The 26654-nt window shown below is 40.2% G+C and carries 31 protein-coding genes and 2 tRNA genes; 16 read left to right on the top strand and 17 right to left on the bottom strand.

The window, feature by feature from the left end:
* Positions 1 to 49 precede the first annotated feature (49 nt).
* From ACN9MR_RS24225 to ACN9MR_RS24205, 5 genes are all read right to left on the bottom strand, one after another.
* Complete coding sequence (locus ACN9MR_RS24225; protein ID WP_426327047.1) at positions 50 to 469, bottom strand: hypothetical protein; 420 nt, start codon at positions 467 to 469, stop codon at positions 50 to 52.
* A gap of 146 nt (positions 470 to 615) precedes the next feature.
* On the bottom strand, positions 616 to 1032 hold the full coding sequence (locus ACN9MR_RS24220; protein WP_426327046.1) for a hypothetical protein: 417 nt from the start codon (positions 1030 to 1032) through the stop codon (positions 616 to 618).
* A gap of 327 nt (positions 1033 to 1359) precedes the next feature.
* Entirely contained in the window at positions 1360 to 2361 is a 1002-nt protein-coding gene (locus ACN9MR_RS24215; RefSeq protein WP_426327045.1) for an NADP-dependent oxidoreductase, read from the bottom strand.
* A 197-nt stretch (positions 2362 to 2558) separates the two neighbouring features.
* Positions 2559 to 3326 (bottom strand): SDR family oxidoreductase, encoded by a 768-nt coding sequence (locus tag ACN9MR_RS24210; protein ID WP_426327044.1) that lies wholly within the window; start codon positions 3324 to 3326, stop codon positions 2559 to 2561.
* A 272-nt stretch (positions 3327 to 3598) separates the two neighbouring features.
* Positions 3599 to 4189, bottom strand: a complete 591-nt coding sequence (locus ACN9MR_RS24205) for a TetR/AcrR family transcriptional regulator (protein ID WP_426327043.1) — start codon at positions 4187 to 4189, stop codon at positions 3599 to 3601.
* Between the two features lie 79 nt (positions 4190 to 4268).
* Between ACN9MR_RS24205 and ACN9MR_RS24200 the strand changes: the two genes are divergently transcribed.
* The 3 genes from ACN9MR_RS24200 (at position 4269) to ACN9MR_RS24190 (ending at position 5997) form a co-directional block, all read left to right on the top strand.
* On the top strand, positions 4269 to 4442 hold the full coding sequence (locus ACN9MR_RS24200) for a hypothetical protein (protein WP_426327042.1): 174 nt from the start codon (positions 4269 to 4271) through the stop codon (positions 4440 to 4442).
* A 135-nt stretch (positions 4443 to 4577) separates the two neighbouring features.
* A complete protein-coding gene (locus ACN9MR_RS24195) occupies positions 4578 to 5345 on the top strand; it encodes a glycoside hydrolase family 11 protein (RefSeq protein WP_426327041.1) in 768 nt (255 codons plus the stop codon).
* A gap of 127 nt (positions 5346 to 5472) precedes the next feature.
* Positions 5473 to 5997 carry a hypothetical protein gene (locus ACN9MR_RS24190; protein WP_426327040.1) on the top strand — a complete coding sequence of 175 codons (525 nt, stop codon included), beginning with the start codon at positions 5473 to 5475 and terminating at the stop codon, positions 5995 to 5997.
* Between the two features lie 49 nt (positions 5998 to 6046).
* Here the strand turns inward: ACN9MR_RS24190 and ACN9MR_RS24185 are convergent, their stop codons facing one another.
* A complete protein-coding gene (locus tag ACN9MR_RS24185; protein ID WP_426327039.1) occupies positions 6047 to 6277 on the bottom strand; it encodes a hypothetical protein in 231 nt (76 codons plus the stop codon).
* 136 nt (positions 6278 to 6413) lie between these two features.
* Here ACN9MR_RS24185 and ACN9MR_RS24180 point away from each other — a divergent pair, with 136 nt between their 5' ends.
* The 5 genes from ACN9MR_RS24180 (at position 6414) to ACN9MR_RS24160 (ending at position 9622) form a co-directional block, all read left to right on the top strand.
* Positions 6414 to 6557 carry a hypothetical protein gene (locus ACN9MR_RS24180; RefSeq protein WP_426327038.1) on the top strand — a complete coding sequence of 48 codons (144 nt, stop codon included), beginning with the start codon at positions 6414 to 6416 and terminating at the stop codon, positions 6555 to 6557.
* 340 nt (positions 6558 to 6897) lie between these two features.
* Positions 6898 to 7680: an SDR family oxidoreductase gene (locus ACN9MR_RS24175; RefSeq protein WP_426327037.1), complete on the top strand. Its 783-nt coding sequence runs from the start codon at positions 6898 to 6900 to the stop codon at positions 7678 to 7680.
* Positions 7681 to 7690: 10 nt separating this feature from the next.
* Positions 7691 to 8125, top strand: a complete 435-nt coding sequence (locus ACN9MR_RS24170; RefSeq protein ID WP_426327036.1) for a DUF2147 domain-containing protein — start codon at positions 7691 to 7693, stop codon at positions 8123 to 8125.
* 224 nt (positions 8126 to 8349) lie between these two features.
* Positions 8350 to 8706, top strand: coding sequence for a hypothetical protein (locus ACN9MR_RS24165; RefSeq protein WP_426327035.1), 357 nt, complete (start codon positions 8350 to 8352; stop codon positions 8704 to 8706).
* A 7-nt stretch (positions 8707 to 8713) separates the two neighbouring features.
* Positions 8714 to 9622, top strand: a complete 909-nt coding sequence (locus ACN9MR_RS24160) for a helix-turn-helix domain-containing protein (RefSeq protein ID WP_426327034.1) — start codon at positions 8714 to 8716, stop codon at positions 9620 to 9622.
* A gap of 286 nt (positions 9623 to 9908) precedes the next feature.
* Here ACN9MR_RS24160 and ACN9MR_RS24155 read toward each other — a convergent pair whose 3' ends face one another.
* Together ACN9MR_RS24155 and ACN9MR_RS24150 are read right to left on the bottom strand one after the other, a co-directional pair.
* Positions 9909 to 10232 (bottom strand): nuclear transport factor 2 family protein, encoded by a 324-nt coding sequence (locus tag ACN9MR_RS24155; RefSeq protein ID WP_426327033.1) that lies wholly within the window; start codon positions 10230 to 10232, stop codon positions 9909 to 9911.
* Between the two features lie 21 nt (positions 10233 to 10253).
* Positions 10254 to 11045 (bottom strand): SDR family oxidoreductase, encoded by a 792-nt coding sequence (locus ACN9MR_RS24150; RefSeq protein WP_426327032.1) that lies wholly within the window; start codon positions 11043 to 11045, stop codon positions 10254 to 10256.
* Between the two features lie 127 nt (positions 11046 to 11172).
* Here ACN9MR_RS24150 and ACN9MR_RS24145 point away from each other — a divergent pair, with 127 nt between their 5' ends.
* The 5 genes from ACN9MR_RS24145 (at position 11173) to ACN9MR_RS24125 (ending at position 14930) form a co-directional block, all read left to right on the top strand.
* A complete protein-coding gene (locus tag ACN9MR_RS24145; protein ID WP_426327031.1) occupies positions 11173 to 11559 on the top strand; it encodes a winged helix-turn-helix transcriptional regulator in 387 nt (128 codons plus the stop codon).
* Between the two features lie 35 nt (positions 11560 to 11594).
* Entirely contained in the window at positions 11595 to 12449 is an 855-nt protein-coding gene (locus ACN9MR_RS24140; RefSeq protein WP_426327030.1) for a helix-turn-helix domain-containing protein, read from the top strand.
* Positions 12450 to 12512: 63 nt separating this feature from the next.
* A complete protein-coding gene (locus ACN9MR_RS24135) occupies positions 12513 to 13340 on the top strand; it encodes an NAD-dependent epimerase/dehydratase family protein (RefSeq protein WP_426327029.1) in 828 nt (275 codons plus the stop codon).
* 82 nt (positions 13341 to 13422) lie between these two features.
* Positions 13423 to 13992: a Crp/Fnr family transcriptional regulator gene (locus ACN9MR_RS24130; protein ID WP_426327028.1), complete on the top strand. Its 570-nt coding sequence runs from the start codon at positions 13423 to 13425 to the stop codon at positions 13990 to 13992.
* A gap of 77 nt (positions 13993 to 14069) precedes the next feature.
* Positions 14070 to 14930, top strand: coding sequence for an SDR family oxidoreductase (locus ACN9MR_RS24125; RefSeq protein WP_426327027.1), 861 nt, complete (start codon positions 14070 to 14072; stop codon positions 14928 to 14930).
* Between the two features lie 331 nt (positions 14931 to 15261).
* Here ACN9MR_RS24125 and ACN9MR_RS24120 read toward each other — a convergent pair whose 3' ends face one another.
* The 6 genes from ACN9MR_RS24120 to ACN9MR_RS24095 all read right to left on the bottom strand — a co-directional run bounded on the left by ACN9MR_RS24120 (position 15262) and on the right by ACN9MR_RS24095 (position 19799).
* A complete protein-coding gene (locus ACN9MR_RS24120) occupies positions 15262 to 16140 on the bottom strand; it encodes a DUF5694 domain-containing protein (RefSeq protein WP_426327026.1) in 879 nt (292 codons plus the stop codon).
* A 284-nt stretch (positions 16141 to 16424) separates the two neighbouring features.
* Positions 16425 to 16937: a cupin domain-containing protein gene (locus tag ACN9MR_RS24115; protein ID WP_426327025.1), complete on the bottom strand. Its 513-nt coding sequence runs from the start codon at positions 16935 to 16937 to the stop codon at positions 16425 to 16427.
* On the bottom strand, positions 16934 to 17326 hold the full coding sequence (locus ACN9MR_RS24110; RefSeq protein ID WP_426327024.1) for a DUF4267 domain-containing protein: 393 nt from the start codon (positions 17324 to 17326) through the stop codon (positions 16934 to 16936). Before ACN9MR_RS24110 ends, ACN9MR_RS24115 begins: the two co-directional genes overlap by 4 nt.
* 73 nt (positions 17327 to 17399) lie before the next feature.
* Positions 17400 to 17978, bottom strand: coding sequence for a Crp/Fnr family transcriptional regulator (locus ACN9MR_RS24105; protein ID WP_426327023.1), 579 nt, complete (start codon positions 17976 to 17978; stop codon positions 17400 to 17402).
* Between the two features lie 539 nt (positions 17979 to 18517).
* A tRNA-Asp gene (locus ACN9MR_RS24100) sits at positions 18518 to 18591 on the bottom strand.
* 845 nt (positions 18592 to 19436) lie between these two features.
* On the bottom strand, positions 19437 to 19799 hold the full coding sequence (locus ACN9MR_RS24095) for a hypothetical protein (protein ID WP_426327022.1): 363 nt from the start codon (positions 19797 to 19799) through the stop codon (positions 19437 to 19439).
* Positions 19800 to 20237: 438 nt separating this feature from the next.
* Here ACN9MR_RS24095 and ACN9MR_RS24090 point away from each other — a divergent pair, with 438 nt between their 5' ends.
* The 3 genes from ACN9MR_RS24090 to ACN9MR_RS24080 all read left to right on the top strand — a co-directional run bounded on the left by ACN9MR_RS24090 (position 20238) and on the right by ACN9MR_RS24080 (position 23683).
* Positions 20238 to 21272, top strand: coding sequence for an SDR family NAD(P)-dependent oxidoreductase (locus tag ACN9MR_RS24090; RefSeq protein WP_426327021.1), 1035 nt, complete (start codon positions 20238 to 20240; stop codon positions 21270 to 21272).
* A 57-nt stretch (positions 21273 to 21329) separates the two neighbouring features.
* The gene (locus ACN9MR_RS24085; RefSeq protein WP_426327020.1) at positions 21330 to 22160 is read left to right on the top strand and encodes a helix-turn-helix domain-containing protein; all 831 of its coding nucleotides are present in this window, start codon (positions 21330 to 21332) and stop codon (positions 22158 to 22160) included.
* A 548-nt stretch (positions 22161 to 22708) separates the two neighbouring features.
* Entirely contained in the window at positions 22709 to 23683 is a 975-nt protein-coding gene (locus ACN9MR_RS24080) for a hypothetical protein (RefSeq protein WP_426327019.1), read from the top strand.
* Between the two features lie 384 nt (positions 23684 to 24067).
* Here ACN9MR_RS24080 and ACN9MR_RS24075 read toward each other — a convergent pair.
* The 3 genes from ACN9MR_RS24075 to ACN9MR_RS24065 all read right to left on the bottom strand — a co-directional run bounded on the left by ACN9MR_RS24075 (position 24068) and on the right by ACN9MR_RS24065 (position 26504).
* Positions 24068 to 24141: transfer RNA gene (locus ACN9MR_RS24075), tRNA-Asp, on the bottom strand.
* A gap of 103 nt (positions 24142 to 24244) precedes the next feature.
* Positions 24245 to 25318, bottom strand: coding sequence for a peptide chain release factor 1 (gene prfA, locus ACN9MR_RS24070; protein WP_426327018.1), 1074 nt, complete (start codon positions 25316 to 25318; stop codon positions 24245 to 24247).
* Positions 25319 to 25754: 436 nt separating this feature from the next.
* The gene (locus ACN9MR_RS24065; RefSeq protein WP_426327017.1) at positions 25755 to 26504 is read right to left on the bottom strand and encodes a UDP-2,3-diacylglucosamine diphosphatase; all 750 of its coding nucleotides are present in this window, start codon (positions 26502 to 26504) and stop codon (positions 25755 to 25757) included.
* Positions 26505 to 26654: the final 150 nt, after the last annotated feature.

Here is a 26654-nt window from a genome sequence, read left to right as displayed (position 1 = left end):
AAGCCTCAACTAAGGTTAAGGCTATAGGTTTTGAATATACATAACAGGTTTAATCGAAAACAAGCTGTTGCGGGCCTGAAATTTTATTGATGTGACAAGCGCATTTACCCCCACTTACTTTAATCACAACAGATTTGGTTTGCTTGGTTTCTACAGAGGTACCCGTAATTTTCAGATCATCTCCTTGTTCTGACAGACCAAGTTTATTATTATCATCAACGATAATAAATACGCCTTTTATGGTACTTGTATAAACACTCGAATTAGCCGTTACCCGCTCGCCTGTTCTTTGGTTGATTACATTGAAATCTTTTACTTCAGCGCCAACGCCTTTATTGTCTACAAATTTTAACACTACCGAGGCAAATTCTTCAGTACAGATCTTGTCCCCACAATCAGAAGTAGTTTTATTTTTTTTACAGGTTATCAGGGCAATACCCAACAATAATACAAGCGCTATTTTTTTCATCGTCTATTTTGTTTTTAATGAAAAACGACAAAGCACATTAAAACGCTACAAGGCACCAGCTTTGAAAATAGGTTTGCCGAATAATAAATTGAAAGTCTGCCCGAATTGAATATTCGTGACAGATACATTAAACAATTTAGCTTCCACTAATTAGCCTTTATCACGTTAACCAACATCCTCATACCCGTGTCTCTCACTGCAAATACCCTGAACAAAAACATCAGCCAGATAAAAACTATAAAAAACAAAATAAAGGGATCCTGAAAAAGATAAATCAGCAAAGTAATAGCTGTTATTAGGATTTCAAAGGTTAAAGAGATATAAAAAGTAAAAATGAGGCTTCCACCCTCAGGGTTGATTTCGAATGTTCCTCCGTCTACGCGATGAAAAGTTTCAGTCCGGGAGCCGAATCGCCATATATTATACTTAAATTCTATACGCTTTCGATCCTCTCTAACTACATCATATCCTAACTTATCAAGTTCGAACATTATATTTTTGACTAATTCAGTATTTGACAAATCAGTTGAGAACATCCGTTTTTTGTATGGTATTTTAATCATTTGAAAATCTATGATAATATTTAAAGTTCAGGTAAATGATTTGCCGGATGGCCCAACGGCCACATATACATAATAATCATTGAGCGTATTTTTGTTTAATCAAATACTTAGGATAAAAACAGAATGAACAAATAAAGGAACTATTGGATGAACTAACAAATCTCTTTGATGAACGATGCTTTTTACCACCAACGTGTGTTTTGAGGTGACGAAATTTTCGTAGATAATTATTTCAGGGCAGCGCACAAAGAACAAAAGCCCAAACTTTTCAAGTTAAGGCCTTTGTTGTGGAATAAACAAAAATACAACCGAACATTCATCAATTATTTACTTGATTTTTATTACCACTTTTCCTTTGGCACGACCACTTTCTACATAAGCGATTGCTTCATTGGCTGATTGGAGCGGAAAAATTTTATCGATCACAGGTTTAATAGCCCCGGCATTTATAAGCGTCGTAATTTCATTCAACTGAGATCCGCTAGCCCTCATAAACAGAAAGGAAAAATGCACATTTAGCCTTTTTGCTTTCTTCCTTACCTTTGAGCTCAATAGGCGCATAATCAGTTTCACGAACCAGGAAGCACCGATTTGTTCCGCAAAATCCGGATCGGGAGGGCCAGAGATTGAGATGAGCTTTCCGCCCGGTTTTAATACATTTAGCGACTTTTCAAGTGTCAATCCGTCCTGGCTATTTAAAACCAGATCATAATCATTCAGAACCTGCTCAAAGTCATCCTTTTTATAGTCTATAACAACATCTGCACCAAGACTTTTTACCAACTCGATGTTGGCTGTACCTGTCGTTGTAGCCACTGTAGCCCCCAGATATTTAGCCAACTGAATGGCAAATGTGCCCACACCACCTGAGCCAGCCTGAATGAAAACCCGCTCTCCTTTTTGCAGCTGCCCTTTTTCGATAAATGCCTGCCAGGCAGTGAGGCCCACGAGTGGTATAGACGCTGCTTCTTCCATGGTAAGCGCCGCAGGTTTTATTGCTAAATCTGCCTCATTAACGGCAATGAATTCTGCAAAAGTTCCAATATGATGATCTGCGGGCCGAGCATAAACATGGTCTCCAACCTGAAACTTTTGTACCTTCTCACCAACCTTTGTTATTATACCTGCCAGGTCATGGCCCAAAATAAATGGTGTTTTATAAGGCAAAAAAAGTTTAAATTCCCCTTTCCTTATTTTGGAATCGAGAACGTTTATGCCGGCAGCGTATACTTCTACCAATACTTCATCTGCTTTCAATACAGGAATGGGTACGTTTTCAATCTTACCACCTTCCTTGCTTTTATATTTATCTATTATAAATGCTTTCATATTATTTATGTTTATTTCTTGTTTTATCATTTATTGTCAGTTACAACATGCTGTTATTTATGGTGGCGCTTGCCAACGGCAAATGATTTATATTTTTCCCAAAACTCCTTTGCTTAAATCTGGATTTGCTCATTAATAAATTTGAGTTCATGTTCCCACAACATTTAAAATTATCGCTGTTATTTGAGGCACTACTGTTATAGAGATATTAATTTATAGCTTTTCTTAGGATTAACCAGATTAAAAGTCATTTTTGGAAAAAGCCGGTTAAGCAAATACACTATTTTGGTATCGCCTATACGAATCGTGAGCTTATCTTTCTGAAGGCCAGCAATAAACGCTTTCACCATATCTGCCACACTCATTTTTTTCCCGTTCATCTCGGTGGTCATTTCGGTTGCCACAAGTGGAGGCAAAAGCTCAAAAACCTTTACGCTGCTGTTCAAAATCTGAAGGTGTTTTCTAAGCGATTTGGTGTAAAACTGCAGCGCTACTTTAGAGGCTGAATAAGTTGCTTCCAGTAATGATGGAACATAACTAAGTAAAGAGGTTGTGTTGATGATTGCGCTTTCTTCCCTCGATTTGAGCATGTCTATGAAAAGGTCGTTAAGCCGGATAACCCCAAGGTAATTGACGTTTATTTCGTAGGCTGCATCTTTGAAATGCTTTTGGTTTGCCAATCCGAGATTGACCGGATCAGTTAAAACACCTGCATTGTTGTATAATATATCAATACCGCCCAGTTGCTGCACCTGGTTAAAAAGCTTTTGTGCATCATCGGCTTCTGAGACATCACTTTTAATGGTTATAATTGCCGGGTAGAGCTTCTTGGCATCATCTAATTTTCCTTGGTTTCTGCCGGTAATGATTACACTGGCGCCATTAGCCAAAAATTGTTTTGCTGCTTCCAGCCCGATACCTGATGCTCCACCTGTGATCAGTACCGTTTTTCCTTTTATTTGCATGATTGTAATTTCTAATGATAATTCTATTTTGAAGCATTTACAGATTTCAGAATGGATTTTTTGAAGCTATTGGCAACAAGCAGCCCGATGCCTGATGAAGCGCCTGTGGCTAAAAGCGTTTTTTGTTTTGATTCCATACAATCGTAATTATAGACTTTTTAGTATATTTATATACGCAGCTTTGCATTTAAGTTAAATTTCCAGATGGCTTTATATTTTTTTAATAGCCAAAAACAAAAAAAGACTTTTTAGTACATTTTCAATAAAAAAAATTAGATTGCGTAACTTTCTAATTCTGCTTTCAGGCTTTTGAGCAAACTCGCCATCGGTTTTGCCGTGTTCATAGCGCGACACATAACCACAGCCCCTTCAACAGCAGCTACGGCTTTAAATGCATAAACAACCGGATCAAGTTTATCAGAAAGTTCCCCGTCCTTAATGCCCTGGTTTAAAACACCAACAAATATTTCCTGTCCGCGCCGGATAACACCTGCTATTTTTTCCTTGATGGCCGGGAAATTATCATCAGATTCAACCGCGACATTAAAAATCGGGCATCCGCCTTTTAAGTAGGTATTTAAAGGATCCTTGTAAAAGTCGAGAAAGGCAAATACTTTAGCCTTCGCTGTTTTTCCCTTGCTGATAGTTGATAACATTTTTTCACCATTGCTTTTCAGCATAAAATCAACAACCTGTAAAGCAAGATCTTCTTTACCTTCAAAATGGCCATAAAGGCATCCTTTAGTTAATTTTGTGGCAGCAAGCACATCGTCTATATTAGCGCCGGATATTCCTTTCTGATTAAAGATAGGGGCTGCTGTTTCCAGGATGAATTGCTTTGTTCTTTCGGCTTTAGTAAGCATGTTAACAAATTTTACAGCACAAAAATATACTAAAAAGTTTAATTAAAAATACTTTTTAGTATATTTTAATCTTTGTGACATGCAAATGGCAATCACCGAGATCCCCAAAAGAAGTGGAGCAGGTTATATACCCAAAGTTGGGTTTAGGAATGATTTCAGGTTAATGATCCACCAGCGTGTATTGAAAGAAGATCTGGTTATTAAGCGTAATCCAGCGGGAAAAGTTAATGACATACGTACCATTTCCTTTTGATGCGACAAGGATGATCGTGAAATTAAATACAACAGGCGCCGTATGAACATTTGTATAACAAATTTGCTGATTATTAGCCACATCCCAGATCTAAATGCGCTTATTTTGCTTCCCTAACCAATATATATATCTTATATGAAAAAACAAAAATCACTGACAAGTGTAACCAGGAAGGTTACTTTTGTTATGGCTGCAACCTTGGTGTTTGCAAGCGCCGCATGTTTAACAGGCTGTAAAAAAGACGAAAAGATAGCGCCTGGGGAAGTTACTGCTCCGCCTCCTCCTGCCAAAACTGTCGCCACGGTAGAATCCTACCAATCGGGTACACATAACGGCTTCTTTTGGTCGCTTTGGAAGAGTGACGGCGCAACTGGTACAGTCAATTATGCGAATGGTACCGGCGGAAATTACAGCGTTAACTGGAACGGGTTTAATGGTAATTTTACTTGTGGTAAAGGTTATTCAGCAGGCTCAACAACCTATAAGATAGGTTATAATCTGGGCGCTTATTCAAACTCCGGAGGTGGTACTTTTGGTTGGTATGGATGGAGCAGAAGCCCTTATTATGAGTATTACGTGAATGAAACCTGGGGTGCGGTTTCACCTCATACCGGTACTTACCTGGGAACATTCGAAACCGATGGTGCAGGTTATAACGTATGGACCCGATGGATGACAGGTAAAAATATCGACGGTGGTGACGGCTTCAGACAGATTTATAGCTCCAGGGTTACAAAAACTTCTACCGGGCAAAATCATGTCATTACTTTTGCCAACCACTACAACAAATGGCAAAGTTATGGATATACGCTTGGTCAGTTAAATATTCCTGCAATTATGGTTTCAGAAACATGGGGTTCCAATACAAATGGCAATATTAACTGTAGCATTTGGGCACAGTAAATATTTTTTTAACCGATCACAACCACATTACTGCCTGGCAATAAGCCGGGCAGTATGTACTGCAGGCACTTTTTGATCGCTTAGCTGGATTAAAAATGTTTTTAATATTATTTAACAATTAGTTATCATGAGATCCACACTTTATTTACTTGTTTGTTTCATTTTTATCCTTCCCGCCTGCAATCCGCCAAAACTTAAAAATGTAGATGGGAATAAAAAATCACTGATCGGAAAATGGCATCGGTTTTCCACAGCAAATGGATATAGCGAATTTGATATTGATTCGCAATATGTAGTTTTCTATAATCAGAAAGTTGGCCGGTTTAAGCTTCCTTACAAAATAGAAAATGATTCCTTAAAATACCTTACCAAAGATTATGTAGCTAAGATTACGAACTACGGTGACTCCGTTCTTTTGGAAGGCAACGACAGTACTCAAGCCGTGTTGCACAGGTTTAAAGAACCGCATGTTCCTTTTGCAACCATTCCTGAACAAAAAGATTCCTTATCATTTGCATCATACATCGCCGATTTCGATAAAAGATTAATCAGCGAGTTTGAGAAAGCCGGAATAAAGATTTCTGATGGTACGGAAAAACGTGAGGGACTTGCATACGAGGAACTGTTAAAAAAAAAATCAGCAAATAGGTAAACGCGAAGTAAATGCTCCTGTAAGCTGGTTTACATGGAGCATTTAATATTCAGTTGAATAGCCGTTTTCTCATTAGCAAGCCAGGCCAATCATTACCCGCTCCTTTCTTAATGGTCCCAGCAAAGTACCTGATGGCTTTCAGGGGCTGCAGTTCGGTACCGGGTTTGCTGCTCTTTTTGGCAGCCCCTTCAGGGTATTCTCTGCTGCGCCGGTTGCTGCCGATTACTCTGCCTACTTTGCCCGGGAATGCGCCATTTGCGCCTATTGAATACGTTGCCATAATTTTTGTTTTTTAGTAAAAAAATGTTTGTTCAAAAAAAGGATTGCTGTTTATACCGCTATGTTTAAATCCACGCTCAAACCTAGCGGCTTTGTAGCATTGACGCTTCATTTTGAGCTAAATTGAGCCAATTAACATGAATAATGAGCTAAAATGGGCCATTACAGCTGGCCCGCGCCGCCACAGCCGGGCCACTTGTTGCAGCCTGCTTAAGGGCAACATAACCATAAGCGGTGTGGCCGATCGGCTAAAGCAGGCATTGGCTTTACCTTTTAGGTAACCAAAAGGTAAAGAATAGGTAAGCCTGGGGTAACCCTGGGGTTAACTTGGTAGCAAGAAAGGGTAAACAACAGGTAAAGAAGGGGTAATCAGAAACAGTCCTTTGCTGGCCTTTCCAGGTTGTCCAATACTGAAGTTTACAATTTTGCAAAGTCCATCGCCAGATCCTTGTCAGATTGAAAAAATTGCTTTCCGAGCACTTTAACCATGTTGATTTGGCAACAAAGCTTATGGTTTGGGATTAAACCGGCAATCTTCCTTTTTACTACAACCTCGCGACTTTTGGATACATCTCATCGTTTCCATTGGCTGAACTTTGCATCAACAATAATGAGAAAAACATGGATTTAAAGAACAGCACCATCCTGATCACCGGGGGAACCAGCGGTATAGGGCTGGAACTTGTTAAACAACTTACCCGGCAGGGGTCAACCATCATCGTTACAGGCCGTAAACAGGAAGCCTTAAATGATACCAAATGGCGCTTCCCCAAAATACACATCTTTCAGAGCGATGTGAGTGATCCGCACGATATCGAGCGCCTCTATGAAGAGGTAACACAGCAATTCCCAGATCTGAATATGATTATCAACAATGCAGGTGAAATGCGGTTGCTTGACGTTCAGGACGCTGACAAGGACCTGAAAAACATCACCCGTGAAATTGATATTAACCTCACTGGAACGATCCGGATGGTCCATCAGTTTTTGCCGCACCTGATCAAAAAGCGTTCGGCGGCCATTGTGAATGTTTCCTCTGCCATTGCTTTTATGCCCTACTCCACCGCTCCGGTTTATAGTGCTTCAAAAGCGGGCGTTCATGCCTATACCCTGTCCCTGCGCCTGCAATTGAATAAAACCAATGTAAAGGTGTTCGAATTGGTCCCTCCGGGCGTAAATACCAATCTCCAGAATGATTGGGTTTTGCCACCTAATCCGAGCCAAATGATGGATGTGGATAAACTGGTTGGTGTGGCCATTAAAGGGCTGCTGAATGACAAGCCTGAGATCAGACCGTTCCTGGTAGGTGTGATCAAATTTTTAAGCAGGCTGATGCCTAATCAATTGATGAAGTTAGGGCACAAAGAATTCGAGAAATTTAAAAAATTGAATAATCAACAATAAACAATCAGACATGAAAAAAACAATTTTAGCAGTGTTTACGCTGCTGTTATCACTAGCATCCTTCGCTCAGAAACTACCTGCAGATCAGATTATAGGCACCTGGAAATGTGATGATTACAAGATCGAGGTATTCAAAACAGGCAACAAGTACTCCGCCAAACTCTTGTGGTCGAAAGAGATGTTCGAAGCAGATGGCAAAACGGCTAAGAAGGATGTTAAAAATCCCAATGAAAAATTACGGGCCAGGTCTGTGCAAGGCCTTACCCATATCACCGATCTTGCCTATAAAGATGGAGAATACGTGGATGGTACACTGTATAGTATACAGGATGGGAATACGTATAGTATTAAAGGTAAACTGAAAGGTGCCAATGATCTTGAAACCCGGGGTTACAAGGGTATACCGTTAGTGGGCAAATCATTTAAATGGAAAAGAGTTAAGTAGTATTAATCATAAAATCAATTCTCATGAAAGATAATAAAGATCAACTGTCGCGGTTTTGGTTCGTCGTGTCCAATGCCCTTCCCCCCGTAGGATTCTTCCTTTATTTCAGGCATAGGAACGCATATCCGAATAAGGCCAACAGGGCTTTAAAAAGCGCAATCATCGGCGTACCGATCGCTATACTCGGAGCTTGCATCATGAACACTTTTGTCCTTAACTAAACCATGATAAAAAACATTGTTTCCGCAGCGCTGCTGCTCATTTCGGTAACACTTAGCTTTAAACATGCCTGGGATTCCGTATATTACCACAACAATCCGGAGTCGGTAAAGATGATGGAAAGTTTAGGGATTAGCGAAACGTTCACTCCATATCTGGCTGCTGTAGCCATAGTGATCGGCGTACTTTTACTCATCCCCAATACCTTTTTCCTGGGCAATATGCTAAATGCGTTCCTGATCGTTATGATCATGGGGCTGGCGCTGCGGGCAGGAAATTACCGCATTGCGTTGATTGAGATCCCGTTTTTGGTAATGCCACTAGTGATGATATGGCTCAAGTACCCGTTTAAAATTAAATAAATGCAACATGGCTAACAGTAAACTTTACCGGATTAGTTCCATAACAGAAATACACCGTTTGATGGGCCTTCCTAAACCCCATCACCCGCTGATCAGCATCGTTGACCTGAAAGGCCTGAGAAATGACACGGGTATAGATGCGGTCGTTTTCGACCTGTATGTGATATCCATGAAAAGAGGCTGCGATGGCTTACATTACGGGCAACAGAAATACGATTTTGATGAAGGGCTGATGGCTTTTATGTCTCCCGGCCAGATCCTTCGTGGCGAAGAGAATGGTGTGCCCCCCAACCTGGATGGCTGGATGCTTTTCGTACATCCCGACTTTCTCTGGAATACATCGCTTGCTAGCAAGATCAGGCGATATGAATACTTCAGCTATGCAACCAGTGAGGCGCTATTTCTCTCAGATAAGGAAGAGGTGGTGATCAATGACCTGGTCAAGAATATTAAAACTGAATATTATGCCAATATGGATAAGTTCAGCCAGGACATTATTATCTCACACTTGGAAACCTTGCTGAATTACGCCGAACGTTTTTACCAGCGTCAGTTCATCACCCGAAAGGTCACCAACCATCAGGTATTAAACCAAGTGGAAGAGCGCTTAACCATGTATTTGAACAATGAAGCGCTACTTTCTGAAGGGCTGCCCACCGTACAGTACTTTGCCGATGCCCTGAACATCTCCACTAAGTATTTAAGTAGTTTACTAAAACAACTAACCGGCCAGACGATGCAACAGATCATTCACGAGAAACTAATCGGGAAGGCCAAAGAAAAATTATCTACGACGCGGTTGTCTGTAAGCGAGATTGCCTATCAACTTGGGTTTGAGCACCCTCAGTCGTTCAATAAACTATTTAAGAGCAAGACGAAACAGAGCCCGTTGGATTTCCGGCAGTCCTTCAGCTAGATGCGCAGTGCAACCTTCAAAATACGTACGCAAACGAAGATCGGGATTCGGGCAATACACGGCAATTGAGGTTAAAATATCATTAACATGGACCGCTCAATAAAATAAGTTGGACTTTTCAGAAAACCTGCCCTTAATTTTTACCCGGAGCTTTGTCGTATATTTTAATCAGCCGCCAGCGTTATTTCAGAACGGGGGATGGTCGCCAGATCATTCCCCGTTTGATTTTTTAAAGTTGCTGGTATATTGTTATCTTCATTGTAAAATTGACTTGCAAAATGTAACATTATCCGGTAATTTCCAATGACCATATTAATTCGTCAGCTATTTCTAAATGATAACTCAACACAATAGGGCTTCCGTCAAATTTTCCTGAAGCTTCAGCTTTCAAAACGCTTTCCGTTTCTTTTTCTTCAAAGCTTATGGGCTGCATTGTAGCCTGGTATCGCTCATTGGCATCCGCAATCCAACATTCTATCTCTTTTCGTCCTTTGTGCGTTTTGCCTTCATCATAAACTACGGCTGTTTCGGAAAAACATTTTGCATAAGCAACGCTGTCAAAGTTGTTTTGTGCTGTTACTAACTCAGCTATTACTTTTGGTAAATTCATTATTATTTATTTTTGAGGTTATTAAATTGTCGGTACAGTTCCGCCGTCAATAACAAAATTTGTTCCTGTCAAGTAGTTGGCTCTTGGTGAAACAAGAAAACCTACGAACTCAGCTACTTCTTCCGGTTCGGCGGGCCTGCCGTAAGGTATTCCACCCAATGCATCCATAACCCCTTGCTGAGCTTCTTCTACAGTACTATTTGCATTTCTTGCGATCTCGCCCAACCAGGCTATCGATGCTGATGTATTTATCCATCCCGGCGAAACAGTAAGTACACGAACACCTTTTGGCGTAACTTCATTTGATAAACTTTTACTGTAATTGATCAATCCTGCTTTTGCAGCAGCATACGGCAAAGTAGAATCATACAGCGGCAATTTGCCTTGTATTGAAGCGATGTGAATAATTACACCACTTTTTCGACCTATCATTTGTGGTAAAAATCCCCTGTCAAGCCTTACAGGAGCAAGCAAATTAGCTTGCAGGGTTGATTCCCAATCTTCATCAGTTAATGCTGCAAAGCCACCAGCGGGTGTGGATGAAGAACCCAGGTTGTTTACAAGAATGTCAAGCCTCCCATATGACGATAACACTTCGCTGACTACTTTTTGCGCGCCTTCTGCTTTACTTAAATCAGAGGGAATGAAATGCAACTTGCTGTTTTCTTCTTCAGGTGCGTTTCTTGCAGTGATAATAACAGTTGCACCAGCTTGTAAAAGCCTATCTGCAATTGCTCTACCGGCTCCTTTTGTACCACCCGTTACTAAGGCTATCTTGCCTGACAGTTCATTGTTGAAATTAAATTGTTCCATTTTTACGATTGTTTATAACACAAAATTGAGGTGTAAAAACAGTTTACACAAGTACGGCATTACGATTCGTATAGGGATAAATTATTCCCCTATTGCATGATCTGGAACATAGATGTAACTTTATAAAATGTACGAAAGAAAGATTCAGCCGAACTTGAATTGTGGACTTGATCTGATTGGAGAAGTTCTTTATGGCAAATGGAAAATCCGTTTGCTGTGGTTCATCAATGACGGTCATCAGCGCCCAAGCGAACTGCAACGCAAAATTCCCGATGCTTCACGCAGGGCTTTGAATATTCAGTTGAATGAATTGGAAAAACACGACCTGGTTTCGAGAAAAATTTATCCAATTGTACCGCCAAAGGTAGAATACAGCCTTACTGAATTTGGTAAGACGTTAATCCCCGTGATCGCTACATTAGGGCAATGGGCTAATGAACATGAAGACCATTTAAGGGATGTAATCTTGAAACAAGCTGTAGGTTCTGATTTGTACCACACCCTAATTAGTTAATTGGTAACTTTGCTTCATGATAATCGTTAGCAGTTATGCGCAGACATACTTTTCCTGAAAATCTAAGTCAAAACAAAGGGCTCTCTATACGTATCGTTTCTCCGGAGTTCGGGCATGTATCGCCGGAGTCTGCGGCACACTACGGTTCTGCCCAACGGTTGCCCTATTATTTTCTTCTTTTCGTACTACATGGGAATAGTCAGGAGGTTATCGACGGGGAAACTATCGAAGTTGGCAAACATGAACTTTTTTTTGCTTTGCCCCACCAGCTTAGGCAACTGGCTACAATCCGCCATAGCGCAAACTACTATAAACTGGGGTTCGACGACGAGTGCCTTTCCCGATTGCCGGGAAAGTTCCCATTCCTGCTCAATCCCCTGAACCAGCAGAAAATCAGTTTCCCACCCGATGCTGCACTTAGGCTTTGGAGTACATTCAAGATTTTAGATGAGTTGTTGCGCACTGCCGATAATGATCCGGAACTGATTCTGGCTTACCTGAACAGCTTGCTTACAGAAATAAACGCTGCTTATTTTGTAATGCATAAAAAGCATACGGCAGGAAATCTTGATAAGTTTTTAGGGTTTAAACTATTTGTAGAAGATCATCTTACTAATCAACCTGCCATAACCGAAATCGCAGAAAAGCTGGCCTTAAGCACAGATGGTTTGTATAGGATTGTAAAACAGCACTCAGGCGTTTCACCTAAGGCGTTTATCACAGACCGTTTAATCATGGAAGCCAGACGACGTATGTATAATCACCAAAATACATCGGTAAAAGAACTGGCATTTGAGCTCGGCTTTAACGACCCAGGGTATTTTTCACGTTTGTTTAAAAAAGTAACCGGTAAAACGATAGCCAGCTTTTACCGGGATTTGTCCTTGTAAAAGCGGTTTTTGTCCGTACCCGGGTAATACATTAGCCCCACCTTTGTCTAAAATAATTTAATTATGGACAGACAATTTGGTAAAATATTGGTAACCGGTGCAACAGGCTTAGTAGGCTCAAGGCTCTTGCCCCGCCTTGTTGAAGCAGGATATGATTGTTTCGCACTGGTACGTGGCAAAGCGGGTGCTGCCGGAGTAACGGCTATAGATGGGGATTTGTTTGCTCCTGCAACGCTGGAAAAAGCGGTAAAAGGAGCAAAAGCCATCATTCACCTGGCGGCGGTGTTCCGCTCACCGGACACGGACCTGATCTGGAAAAGTAACCTGGAGGGTACACAAAACCTGATTGATGCCGTAAAACGCAACTCCCCTGATGCCCGCTTCATTTTTGCAAGTACCAGCCACGTTTACAACATGAACAACCCGCACCCCGGTCGGGAGAACGATGCGCTTAATCCGCAGCATGCCTATCCGGCCAGCAAAGTAGCTGCAGAAAAGGAGTTACGTGAAAGCGGATTGAATTGGTCTGTTCTTCGCTTTCCATTTGTTTATGGGGATGGTGACGGCCACCTGGAAGATTTGCCTAAACATGTAGTTGCTGCTAAATTTCATCCGGCTATGCGGATGAGTACGATCCACCATCGCGATATATTCACGGCAATCATGATGGCTTTGCAAGGGATCATGGACGGACGGGTGGTTAATATCGCAGATGAGGCACCAACAACATTATACGAATTATTGCAGCTCGTTGGCGAAACGATGGCTTCATCTGCAGAACCACTGATCAATCCCTGGTATCTGCACGCCGATGCCTCGCAGGCACGCAGTTTAGGCTTTCAGGCGTCTGTGAGAACTGTTTACCAGGCGTTGCAGGAAAACCTGCTCTGACAACTTACTCGATTTGTCCGGCTCGCCTCATTTTTTACCATATGGTAAATGTCCGCTTTACGATGTATACTATCTTTACGTGATGGAAGCGATGATAAATCTTATCCTGCAATTTGGTGACCTGAACAAACAGCAGATCGAGTTTTTGCTGAGCAAGGTTGAAATCCTGGAATTCAAAAAAGACGACTACCTGTCGGAAGCCGGGAAGGTGCCCCGGTATGTAGCGTTCGTGCTGGAAGGTGTGTTCCGCTTTTGCTATTATAATAACAAGGGCGAAGAGATCACCAATTACTTTGTAGACGAAGGTAACTTTGTAGTTGATAACCAAAAATTTGAAGCGCAGATGGTGGCCTCCGAATATGTTCAGGCCGTTACCGACTGCAAGGTACTGGTATTTAACAAAAAAGACTGGGACGAAATATCTAACACCATTGTGGGCTGGGAAATGATGAAGGCCAACATGGTAAAAAAGTGCCTTACCCTGGCCATGGAGCGGCGCAGTCCGCTGGTTTCAGAAGATGCCACCACGCGTTACCTGTCATTTATTGAAGCGTTCCCCAAGCTGATCAACCGCATCCCGCTATCATATGTGGCCTCGTACTTGGGCATCACCCAGCAATCGCTTAGCCGGATACGCCGTAATATCCGTTAGCGGTGCTTTTTACCAAATGGTAAATGTTTTTCTGTAGCGATTTTCAACATTTGCTTATTCATTTAAAAATAAAAAAGATGAGCAAAAAAATTGTATTGATAACCGGAACAAATAGTGGTTTTGGTTGGCTGGCCGCCCACAGCGTGGCTGCCTTAGGACATCAGGTGTACGCCACCATGCGCGATACACAGGGCCGTAATGCCGATAAAGCCCAAGCACTCGCAGCTGTAGATAATGTCACTGTTTTAGAGGTTACCCTGACAGACGATGAGAGCGTGAAACAGGCCGTTGAAACTGTTTTGGCCAAAGAAGGCATTATTGATGTGCTGGTGAACAATGCCGGTTACGCCATGACCGGGGTGGCCGAGAGCTTTACCATGGCCGATGTGCACACTACATTCGACATCAACGTTTATGCACCCTGGCGACTGATCAAAAAGGTACTGCCCACTATGCGCAAGCAGGCCGACGGGCTGATCATCAACGTGACCAGCGGCTTCGGGCGGGTATCGTTCCCGTTCGCTACCATTTATTCGGCCTCCAAATTTGCGCTGGAAGGAATAAGCGAGGGCCTGCATTACGAGGTAAAACGTTTAGGCATTGATGTGGCTATTGTGGAGCCGGGCGCCTTCCCTACCGAAATGCAGCAAAAGAACAACCCTGCATCCGATCAGAGCGTATTTGAGGGGTATGGTGCAATTGCCAGTATGCCTAACAAAATGGTAGCCGCATTGGGCGGGGAGATGCAAACCAAGAACCCTAACCCGCAGGATGTTGCCGATGCCATTGTAAAATTAATCGGTGCCCCGAAAGGCACCCGGCCATTACGAACTGTAGTTGACCCCATAACGGGCCAGTATATTGAAGCCGCTAACCAGGCCGTAGCCGAACAATTTGCCAAGGGATTGACGGTATTTGGGATGGGTGAGTTATTGTAAGCGGAACAGAATTAATGGAAATGGCAGTGGCGCGGGCTACTGCCGTTTACGTTTAGCTTTAGATTCATGCTTGTTATCATGAAAAATGATTAAAATGAAACAAAATTGTTAATGCTGTCACTTACAGCAAAGACGTTTAATGATTTAATAATCTTATAAACAACCGTTTAAGATGCTCACCTTTTTCTTGCGAAAAAATAAATAATTTGGTATCTGCAGAAAACGAAAAAATCCTGCAAACATTTGATTTACAGAATTTTAGTTAAATTTAAAATTATTTTCGCTGGCTGAACGGGGCTACAACCAAACCCTTAATCCGCCTTTTGGTATATTACCTGGAAAACTGTCCTATTTTGTCAAAGTCCACAAACTCATATTCAGGTGAACTTTCTATCAGATCTCTGAGAATTGATCCATGCCCATTCCCATAAATTACTAAAATCCTATCTGTTGTCCCTTCTGTTATTTCTTGGAGTTTCCTAAATATGCGCAAATTTCTGCTATACCAACCAACAGCAAGCATATCGGCGCCTCTTTTATTTTCCAGCTTAAAATCTCCCACAAGATAGGCGCCATGAGCTAACCTATGGTAAACTTTCGAATTGGTGTACTTAAAGTATTCTAACAAATTCAAGGTTAAACGTAAGCTATCGTCGTTTTTATACCATTTTTTATAAATTTTACTATAGTGGTCATCACTTTTATAGTCGTAATCTTTAGACAATTGGTTAAAGTAAGAAGAGTCCAATTTTACCAGATCGGATAGCATTGGGTCATCATCAATCGAATAAATCGTATCCGCTTTTAATTCGTTAGCGATCCGCATAGCAAGTTGGTACCGCTCATCACGTTCGGCTCTATGGGCGCCTTGCTTGTATTCCCTTAGCTTTTTCGTTGCATTCCATTCGGGAGAAGCTTCGATTGCAATTTTAGTAGGTTTAAACTCTTTAATATAGTTTACCAGTTCAGTAAGCTCTTTTTGCTTGGCTTCCGTAAGCACGTCAACCTTCTCCCTGTTGGCCGTAACATGTGAATCTAAACCCGGATAATGAAAGTGAAAAGATCCGACAAATAAAACCTTAGCCCGGTCCTTCGGAAAAGACGACAATGGTGATGCTATTTTAGGTTTCTTTTGCCCCACAGCTATAGAAGTGTTCATTAAAAACAGGAAGAGGTACAGGAGCGATAAATTAAGATTATTTTTTTTCATACGAGTTCCATGTCATGTTCAAAAGACGCAGTCAAAATTGGAACGTTGCATGTAAAGCGTAACCCAAATCAAATTATAGCCATCGCCAGTAGCTTTAGGGATTACCATCAACCCCAACTCAAATGGTAATGCGAAAGTAGATTCTTAATATTCGATAATGAACAGGTTAGCATCTGAGAATTACTTTTGTCTACATTTTTTCGGTGTGAACATTATTAGGCAATTGGTGAGGCGAAAATAAGCGCGATACCTTATCAGGTTAGCGCGCTTTCATTGAACCGTTTTTATGATAAATAGAGGGCTTCCAACTCTTTTAGACGTCCTTTTCTAATTGCTCTTTTAGCTAGATAATTAAAAAGCGGAGCAGCCATTTTTTGCAAGCCAACCATTTTCGAGTTGTTTAAATACACAAATAGCGCCAGGTCGGCCAATTTTTTGGGTGTCCCGGCTTCGTTCGCCAGGCCGTCCTTTGCAAGGCCTTTTGATATGAGTAATGCATTTTCAAAATTTTTATTGCCCGGGTTGACTATTACTCTTATCAAGCATTCATCAGCCGAAACATTATTAAAATAATGTTTTTCATGGGGCTTGATGGCGGCGATGTCACCTACCTGTAACTGATATACCTTGTTGTTTACCCCAACCTCTAATGTACCTTTCAAAACTTCAAAGGTCTCTGAGAAAAGGGTGTGATAATGCCAGGGTGTTTTCTCTTTCGGTAAGATATTAAACGCTATAATACTTTCTTTATGGTTATCGGCCGAACTGATCAGACTGATGTGTACCTGCGGTTTCATATTGATTTCTTTAAGGTTGTGTTTATTAATAAAATAGTGCCGATAAGGGAGCATACCAGAATTGCAGTAATATGTGGAATGGCCTGCACTACGCCATTATAATCTTTACATAAAACAATGAGCATATCTGTAGCTGGTATTATTGCCCCTATCAATAGCGTTATACCCAAGGCCTTAATTTGCCTGCTTAATATCAAGATGCAAATCAGTAAACCGGTAAATAAGTCGCGGATGCCTTTTATATAATGGAAAGAAAAGTCGCCATGGGCGTTAAAATGGATGCCGTAACCCGCTTCGGCTGCTTGGGGCGCAAGCAGGAATCTGGCGCCAATAAAGATCATTCCTAACCCCGTGAGAAATGCAATGGTGATTAAAATTTTCTGTGTCATAAATCATATTTTTTAAATGATGACACAAATTTCAGCAACTCAAACCCAGCGTTCATGCACCTGGGTTAATAAATCATTTCGGATTGTATATTCTTCTACGGATGCGGCTTAGTGATTGCGGCTTTACGCCTACATATGATGCTATATGATATTGTGAAACACGTTGCAACAAATCAGGGTGATCGGTAAAGAGCTTTTGATATCGATATTCTGGCGTATCGGTATATAGCGAACTTAGCGCTCGTAATAATTGTACAAATACATATTCAATAACCATCCGGCCAAAACGTTCGCCCTGACTAATGGATTGATAGAATATTTGAAGGTCAGTGAAGGAGATTTGGAGTATTACAGAATCTTCTAACGCCTGAATGATTTTTGTAGATGGTGTTTGAGTCAAAAAGCTTTCATAATTACATACAAAATTGTTTTCCTTTCCAAATTCGTAGGTTTTCTCTTCACCATCATGATTAATAAAATAACGGATCAATCCTTTCTCAATAAAACCAGCATGCTTGCATACTTGTCCATCGACTAAAAAGAAATCACCTTTCTTGATCTCCTTCCTTTTGAAAAGCCTGTTGATGCACTCTATTTCTTCCTCATTTAGGTCAATAAGAGATCGTATTTTGCTGATTAGTTTTTCTGCCATGCTTAGTATTAATTTCAGACTTAAATATAAACCGATTTACAACAGCTTAATAAAAATTTAGTCGCCTATTTAGATTAATAAAGCAGGTCATCAACTGTCTTTCGGAAAGTAAGGTTGATTCGGGCTTTCATTGGGATAATGAACACTGCAACCCATCTTTATACATAACATTAACTTTCTGCACCATATTTACGCAGCGGTACCTGTAATAGTCAATAAAAAAATGCAAGGCAAAAAGAAAATATTACATACAGCATGGAGAAGCACTAGCCTCGGATGCAGAAAAGGAATTTGTCAATTTGATCGCTCGTTTAATAATGGATATTACGCTAGAACAGGTAAAGGATAGGAATAAAAAGACTTGAGAAACATTGTGTAAGCAGTATTGCATGGAACTCGAAACCTAACTTAAAAGCAAGCATCTAATTTACAGACACATAACAACGTCGGCTTAATTTAAGGTAAAAAGGACAAAGAGAGCCCAAAAAAGACACTACCATCTAAATATCAAGTATTTAGATGGCTATTTTGTGTTTCTGCGGAATGGACGGGACTCGAACCCGCGACCTCCTGCGTGACAGGCAGGCATTCTAACCAGCTGAACTACCACTCCTTTTGTTCTCTTTAAAGTTCGAACCTCTTTCCCCTTTCGGGAATGCAAATATAGACACTATATCCAGTTTATCACTATAATAATCGACTTTTTAACCAATAATTACGTAACACACTGAACCTCATTCTAAATATTTTAATCAAAACGATTATTAAACAAAAAAACCTCAACTCTTTCAAGTTAAGGCTTTTGTTGCGAATGGACGGGACTTATATCCATACCATCAATCCCTGTAAATTAATATGATAAAGAGCAACAATAAAACCTGCTCACCGGATGCTCACTGTTTTTTCATCATTATTTGACTGCAAATGAATAGTTTAAAAATAACTGGTAATTTATATTCTTGTAACCAAAAGATCTGATTTTATTTTCAAGAGGAAAAGATGATCGGGTAATATCTAGTTCTTACGTCGTTTTTAATACCGGAAGATAAACTAATTTCATTGCCTCATAGATCTTAAATTAAACGTCGGATTATCAAACAAAAGAGTCAACCCACTGCTTTGTCCATTTTGATTGATTCCAATAAATCCTATTCTTACAAAGAAAGTTCAAAATAGCTTGAATACCTTGAATAACCCTACCTATACAACGAAAACGACTGGTATTAAATTACCTATTTATTTATTAAAAGGTAAGTTTAGGAAAATAACCATAATAGCTATTTTCCATAACTGTTTTAGAAGCCATTCACCTAACTTACATTCATCCAAAATTTAAGGCAGAACACTAGATAATTAGCACAGTTATAATAAATTCGCCATAATAAATAAGAGCAATAGTCATTGCCCTTATTTTCAAATCTTCTACAAAACAACCCTATCTACTAACATGAGGTAGCTCTATTTCTTCGCTTTTCCTTTCTTCAAAAAAACTTTTATAATGAACAGAAACCTCACTTGAATTTTAGCCGTGAAACGAATCTTTTGACCATTTTCTGCACCGGCAAAAACATAGATATAGGTAGAGGTACTAAACTTACCCATTTCCGGTACAAGGCTTAGGCCTATATCTCTATCATTAAAATCACCACTATCAAATAAACCAGTGAATTGGGTTTCTTTAATTTTTAACACCTGTAATGTTAAATAAGGAGCAATAAACCTCCTTACTGCTACCGCAACAATCCTTCTATAAATGAGATAATTTATTAAAAAGCCAACTATTACGACTGAAGTTATGATAAATGCTATTATGTTGTTCATATTTTAATTGCAATCCCTTTTAAATGAAATACACCTTGCTAACACGAGAGTCTGATTCAGAAGCAAAATTAATTCTTAAAACTACACGTTATTTTAAAGACCCTTCCTACAAATTCTTCATATCGGTTTATTCCTCCACTGGTATCTATTATCATTTTTGAGCCTCTTATATCGGAAATAAAACACAGTATGATCATTAAACCACAACTTCCAACTCAATATGGCGAGAAAAATCATTACAGACAAATACTTTTGAAAAATTGATCTGTTCCTGCTGATAGCTGTTTAACGAGAATATAAAGCCGTTGACCTGCACAGCATCACAGATTTAGGATTGGCAGGTATACCACTGAACCTATAAACAAAGTAAATAAGACTTCTAAACAAAGTTTGATGAAAAATTGCTTCCTACTTTTGTTCGACAATATTTTAAATAAAATGGAACAAAATAATTATAATGGAGTATTACAAAAGCCGATAGGTTCAGGCTTCAACGCAACATCAACAACTGCAGATGCAATCAAGGGAATTGACCTTACTGGCAAAACCGCAATCGTAACGGGTGGCGACGGTGGCCTTGGTCTCGAAATTACGAAAACACTGACTTCTGCGGGGGCAACGGTTATCGTTCCCGCCAGAGAAATGGGAAAAGCAAAGGAAAACCTGCAAGGAATTGCCAACGTAGAAGTAGAAACATTGAACTTGACAGACCCTGCATCCATTAATGCTTTCGCTGAAAATTTTTTGGCTTCAGGCAGATCACTGCATATGCTTATAAACAATGCAGGCATTATGTGGACACCCTTGCAACGTGATGAGCGTGGGTATGAAGGGCAATTTTCAACCAATCATTTAGGGCATTTTCAACTGACGGCAAAACTTTGGAAGGCTTTGACGAAAGCAAATGGAGCAAGAGTGGTAAACGTTTCGTCTTCAGGACATCACTTTTCACCTGTTATTTTTGAAGATATAAATTACAATGTAAGAGAATACAACAAATTTGAGGCTTATGCCCAATCCAAAACAGCAAACGTACTTTTCACTGTAGAACTTGATAAAAGGGCACAGCAGTTTGGAGTCCGGGCATATGCCTTGCATCCTGGTCTAATTCTGGAGACTAATTTGGGCAGACATTTAACGTTTGAAGATTTGGTTGGAATGGGCGTATTAAACTCAGACGGAACACCAAACATTCAAGCCGAAGCCGCAATGAAAAAAATACAGAAAACCAAAGCGCAGGGAGCTGCTACGGCCGTCTGGGCTGTAACGAATCCACAGCTTCAGAACATTGGAGGCGTTTATTTGGAAGATGTTGAAATTGCAGACTACAATCCTAATTTCTACGACAGTGATGCTGGCAAAAAAAGTCCAGCTGGAATACCTGGCGTTGCACCGTTTGCATTGGAGGCAGAGGCTGCTCAAAAACTCTGGACTATGAGCGAAGAATTGACACTCACCAAGTTCGACATTTAATATAACCGAGGGAAGTGAGGCTCATACAATTGAGCCTCATTTTTTTACCTTTACAGTATGGCAACAAAACAAATAAATGATCACGCTGAAATTGTTTTCACCTGTATCGAAGCAGTTCATCACAAAACCGAACTAATTGCAGAGGAGCATTCTATTGTACGGGTTTTGTCGGGCGAGCTAAGAGTAGTCCAAGCTAATAACACCTATATCTTTGGATCAGGTGAAACACATCTGTTTCCGAGAAATAGGCTGGCTACGTTAATAAAATCCGAAAAAGACGACCTACCCTACAAAGCCATTGTTGTAAAACTGACCCATGATGTGCTGAGAGCATTTTATGAGCATAAAAATACCGAAACTTTTCTGGTATCTAAATCCGACAGCATTATTCCCTTAGCCAAAAGCCCTTTGTTGGACAGCTTTTTCGCTTCCATGCTTCCCTATTTCGATATAGAGTACAAATTGCCACAAGACCTGTCGAAATTGAAAATTCAAGAAGCCATTACCATTTTACGTTCCATAAACAAAGACATTGACAATGTATTGTCCGACTTTTCAGAACCGCACAAAATCAATTTATCAGCGTTTATGGAAAGGAATTTTATGTTCAATATGCCAATAGAAAAATTTGGTTACTTAACTGGACGTAGTTTGACAACTTTTAAACGTGATTTTAAAAAGGCATTCAATACGACACCACAAAAGTGGCTGACAGAGAAGCGGTTGGAGCTTGCCTATTACCAACTGACTGAAAAACACAGAAAGCCTATTGATGTTTTCTATGAAGTTGGCTTTGAAAACTTATCGCACTTCTCCTACGCTTTTAAAAAACAATTCGGCCATTCGCCTGCAGAACTTGCTAAACGAAAAATAAATATCAGCCGCTAGCAACATTTTGGTAAACGAGAGGTTCTGTGCAAATTCAATGACGTCTACTTGATGGAATCTTTTTGCAAAACTGGATCTTTGTACCTCGATTCAGCTATCAGATATAGAGGCTGTGGTGACTGCTGCCTAATACACAATATGAAGACCATGAGGAACGGGGTTTTGAGAATACAATCAAGCTATATTGGTTGATTACAATGTATCTGAGAAAGCCCTACCCGTTGAGTTTCCTGAAAGTAATTAACATATATCTCAAATATGTGATAAAATTATTATAATTGATTTCGAAGTATACACATATGAAGAGAAAACTATAATTATTAAATCGGGTCGTATCTGGCAAAAAAACAGGTAAGAATGAAGCGCTCTTGTACATTACGGCCTCCATTTATGATAGATGGCGCATTTATTCTGAAAATGTATCGGAAGGTGCTGCTTTTGTTAAAACCTCTTTTTCGTTTAACCTTCAAAGAATACAGCATCATAGTACAGAATATAGACGAAATTCTTTACTAATAAGAAACCAGGATTTTATAAATTTAACAGTGGTGGTAACGAATAATATAGTTAAAATTTTAATGCTTGGAATTTGCATAAGCCTGCAATCCTGTGCACAAAGTAAAAAAGAGAAGGAAACAGCGACCGAAAATAAAAAAATGGATCATTTGGAACATCAAAAGGAAGGAATGCTTTTTAAATTAAAATACGAACATGCAGATTGTTCTTATGAAATTTTAATTAACGACATGCCCGTTGCCAGTCATTTCGGATTGGGAGAACGCTCAGGATTGACGGTAAATCTCAATCAGTACATTCTTCAGCCTGGCAAACAAGAGGTTACCATTCGCCTTTATCCTTCTAAAAAGGATGAAACCGCGTTCGCTCCTTCCCTTTCTTCGAATTCATTTGTTAAGGTCGAGATTTCGAAAAATAAAGAACCGATGTCAATGTTGGATCAGATGGATGCCAAAGATAAAGGGCAGCAATATCAATGGCAGATTCTTAGTTATCAGACTCCAAAATTAGATGATAAGCCACAAAATTTTGTTGAATACAAAACATCTTTTATCATTGATAACAAAGACATTAACTGGAAAATAGCTGACTGGAACAAAAGCCAGAATCTTCAAAATTCTGCCAACACCCGAAAAGAAGTGGATGCGTTTTATTCAGATTTCAAGAAAACACTTGAAGAAGGTAATCAGCAAAAATATTTATCAATGCTGAAGCAAAGCATTCGCGACGAAGCGGCTTCTACTCCCTGGAATAAAGATGCAGAAAAAGATCTTACCAAATCGATGGCAGAATATGCGGTTGAAAAGAGAAATTTTATCTATCCCTGCACTGATGCAGAACTGAAATTTTATGGCGGAGGAAAGGTCGTTACTTTAGTCTGTAAAGATCCTCAAACCTACGGTTATTCTCCTCTTATTTCTAAAACAGCAAAAAATATGTTGCCCAAAGTCCATACTTTTTATCTGCATAAACCTGGAGGCTCAGACAAGCTGGAAATCCTCCGATGAATAAAGATATTAAAATTCACATTATGCTTAAAATCACTTACAGAATGGGCATTTCGGCAAAAATGGCCGTCTGTTCCGCATTTAAAATGCGTATCATCCGATAATCAAATTGGTGGCCCGGTTTGGTCCGGAACAGAGGGGTTACTTCCAAAGAGAAACACACATGTGCTACATGTTGATTTACAAAACTTTATATTAAATTTCGCAGCGCTTTTTTTGAAAAGTAAAAGTGTCACGATTCAGCCACGAAGATTACAGGCATTTATTCGATTCCCCAAACTTTTCCGCCTGATCCCTTGATCTATAATTTGATGTTTCCAGAAAACGAAAAAGCCTGTAAACATTTAATTTACAGGCTTTTAGTTAAATTTAAAACTCTTTTCGCGGAATGGACGGGACTCGAACCCGCGACCTCCTGCGTGACAGGCAGGCATTCTAACCAGCTGAACTACCACTCCTTTTGTTCTTCTTTAAAGTTCGAACCTCTTTCCTCTTTCGAGGTTGCAAATATAGAGACTATATCTTAATTCGCAAACTTTTTTTTAAAAAATATACAACTCCCTATCCTACAGCACCTTCCTGCATCTTCTCTGCATTTTCTGCAAACTGAAGTGCATCAATAATCTCCTGAATATCGCCATCCATAATGGCTGGCAGGTTATACATCGTTAATCCGATACGGTGTTCGGTAACACGGCCCTGTGGATAATTGTAGGTTCTGATCTTCGCTGAACGATCGCCGGTTGATACCATTGTTTTACGTTTAGCAGCAATATCTCCATTCTTTTTCTGCAATTCGATATCGTAAAGTTTACTACGCAACATCTCCATTGCAATAACACGGTTACCCAATTGCGAACGCTCCTGCTGGCAAACCACTACAATACCCGATGGTTTGTGCGTTAATTGCACCTTGGTTTCTACCTTATTTACGTTCTGGCCACCGGCACCACCTGAGCGCGAAGTTTGCAGTTCGATATCTGCGGGGTTAATGTAAAGATCAATTTCTTCTGCTTCCGGCAAAACCGCTACAGATGCAGCTGAGGTATGCACACGGCCCTGTGTTTCGGTATCTGGCACACGCTGTACACGGTGTACGCCGCTTTCGTATTTTAACTGACCATAAACATCATCTCCGCTTACTTTTAAGATCACCTCTTTATAACCACCTGCAGTACCTTCTGTTACATCAACAGTTTCTACTTTCCAGCCCTTGGTTTCGAAATAACGGGTATACATGCGGTATAAATCGCCGGCAAATAAAGCTGCCTCATCGCCACCAGTACCGCCACGGATCTCGAATACCGCGTTTTTGGCATCTTCTGGATCTTTAGGAATCAACATCAAGCGGATATTACTTTCCATTTCTTCCTGTTGCTTTAACAAAAGATCGAGCTCTTCTTTTGCCATCTCACGCATTTCAGCATCTTTCTCAGTAGCTAAAATTTCTTTGCTGGCATCAATATTACTCATCACATTTTTGTAGATTTTATATTCATCCACAATTTTGCCCAAGTCTTTATATTCTTTATTTAAAGCCGCAAAACGTTTCATATCCTGTATTACATCCGGATTACTCAACGATTCTTCCACATCTTCCCAACGCAGCTTTATAGCTTCTAATTTATCTAACATATTTATTCTTGTTGAAATTTCCTGACGGTCGGTATAGGCCCAAAAATTCAGGAAATGCAAAAATAAGGAAAAAAGCTGAATTAGTTTGTTTGGGAAGGATGGTTAATTGGCTAATCGCTTAGACATAAATTGAAATCGTTACAGTTCAATTTGAAAACGAACGGTTCTGAGCCAGTGGAGGCCGATAGCCCCGCTATCACTTCAAGTCCTCACTCGTTCCTCGCTCCAGGCTTTCCGTTCTATCAGGTTTAGGAATAAAGAACAGTGCATTTTAGGCACCATACGACCTCAAATAGCAGCAGAAACTGATGTACCTAAACGGGATCCGATAGCTACTGGATGAAGTGGCAGCTCCCGATTCTTCATCGGGGACTAGAACGAAAAGCCCGACGAACATTTAAAAAAGCTACAGACGCTGCTTTCCAAAAACAAAATATTACGGTTTTGGGTTATAGTATTCCAGTTTCAAATCCACGCCATCAAAAACCCCGTACGAATTATAGTTGAGCCATTCGCCAATATTCACATACCGGCTTCCCTTGCCCAAATCGATATCGAGCGGCAGGTGCCTATGTCCGAAAATAAAATAATCGAAATGTGCTTTCTGCAACTGTTCCTTGGCATAAATGGCCAACCATTCCTTGTCTTCACCTAAAAAAACTTCTTTTTCGGTTTGTGCTGCCCTGCTCCCCTGGCTCCAACCATTTGCAATACCGATACCTAGATTCGGATGCAAACGGGCAAATAGCCATTGGCAAAACTTGCTTCTAAAAATCTTTCTTAAGAATTTATATTTGTTATCCCCTGGGCCTAAGCCGTCGCCGTGGTGCAGGTAGAATTTCTTGCCGCCTCTTTCCATGATCAGTTCATCGCTGATGATTTCCATGCCAATTTCCTGCGTGAAATAATCGCGCACCCACATATCATGGTTACCTTTAAAAAAATAGATTTTTATCCCGGCATCGGCCATGGCAGCCAATTTTCCCTGTAAACGTATAAATCCCTTCGGGACCACTTTAGCATACTCGAACCAGAAATCGAAAATATCGCCCATCAAAAACAGTTCGCCACAATTTGGTTCTATAAAATTTAACCAACTTACAATGCGCGCTTCACGGGCACGGCTTTTGGCATAATTTGGAGTGCCTAAATGAAAATCGGAAGCGAAGTAAATATTTTTTGCCATGGATTTTCAAAGGTAAGGCAAAAAGCTTAAAGACTATAATCTGTGAAATCCTAAAATCTGTGTAATCATCCCGAAGGTAAAATCTTAAAGACTAAAGCAGAAAGGCCAAACACAAAGACTAAAGCTTAAAGACTAAAGTAAGAACACTAA

Source organism: Pedobacter sp. R-06 (assembly GCF_049913135.1).
Classification (GTDB): domain Bacteria; phylum Bacteroidota; class Bacteroidia; order Sphingobacteriales; family Sphingobacteriaceae; genus Pedobacter.
This window is presented reverse-complemented; position numbering and strand designations above follow the sequence as displayed.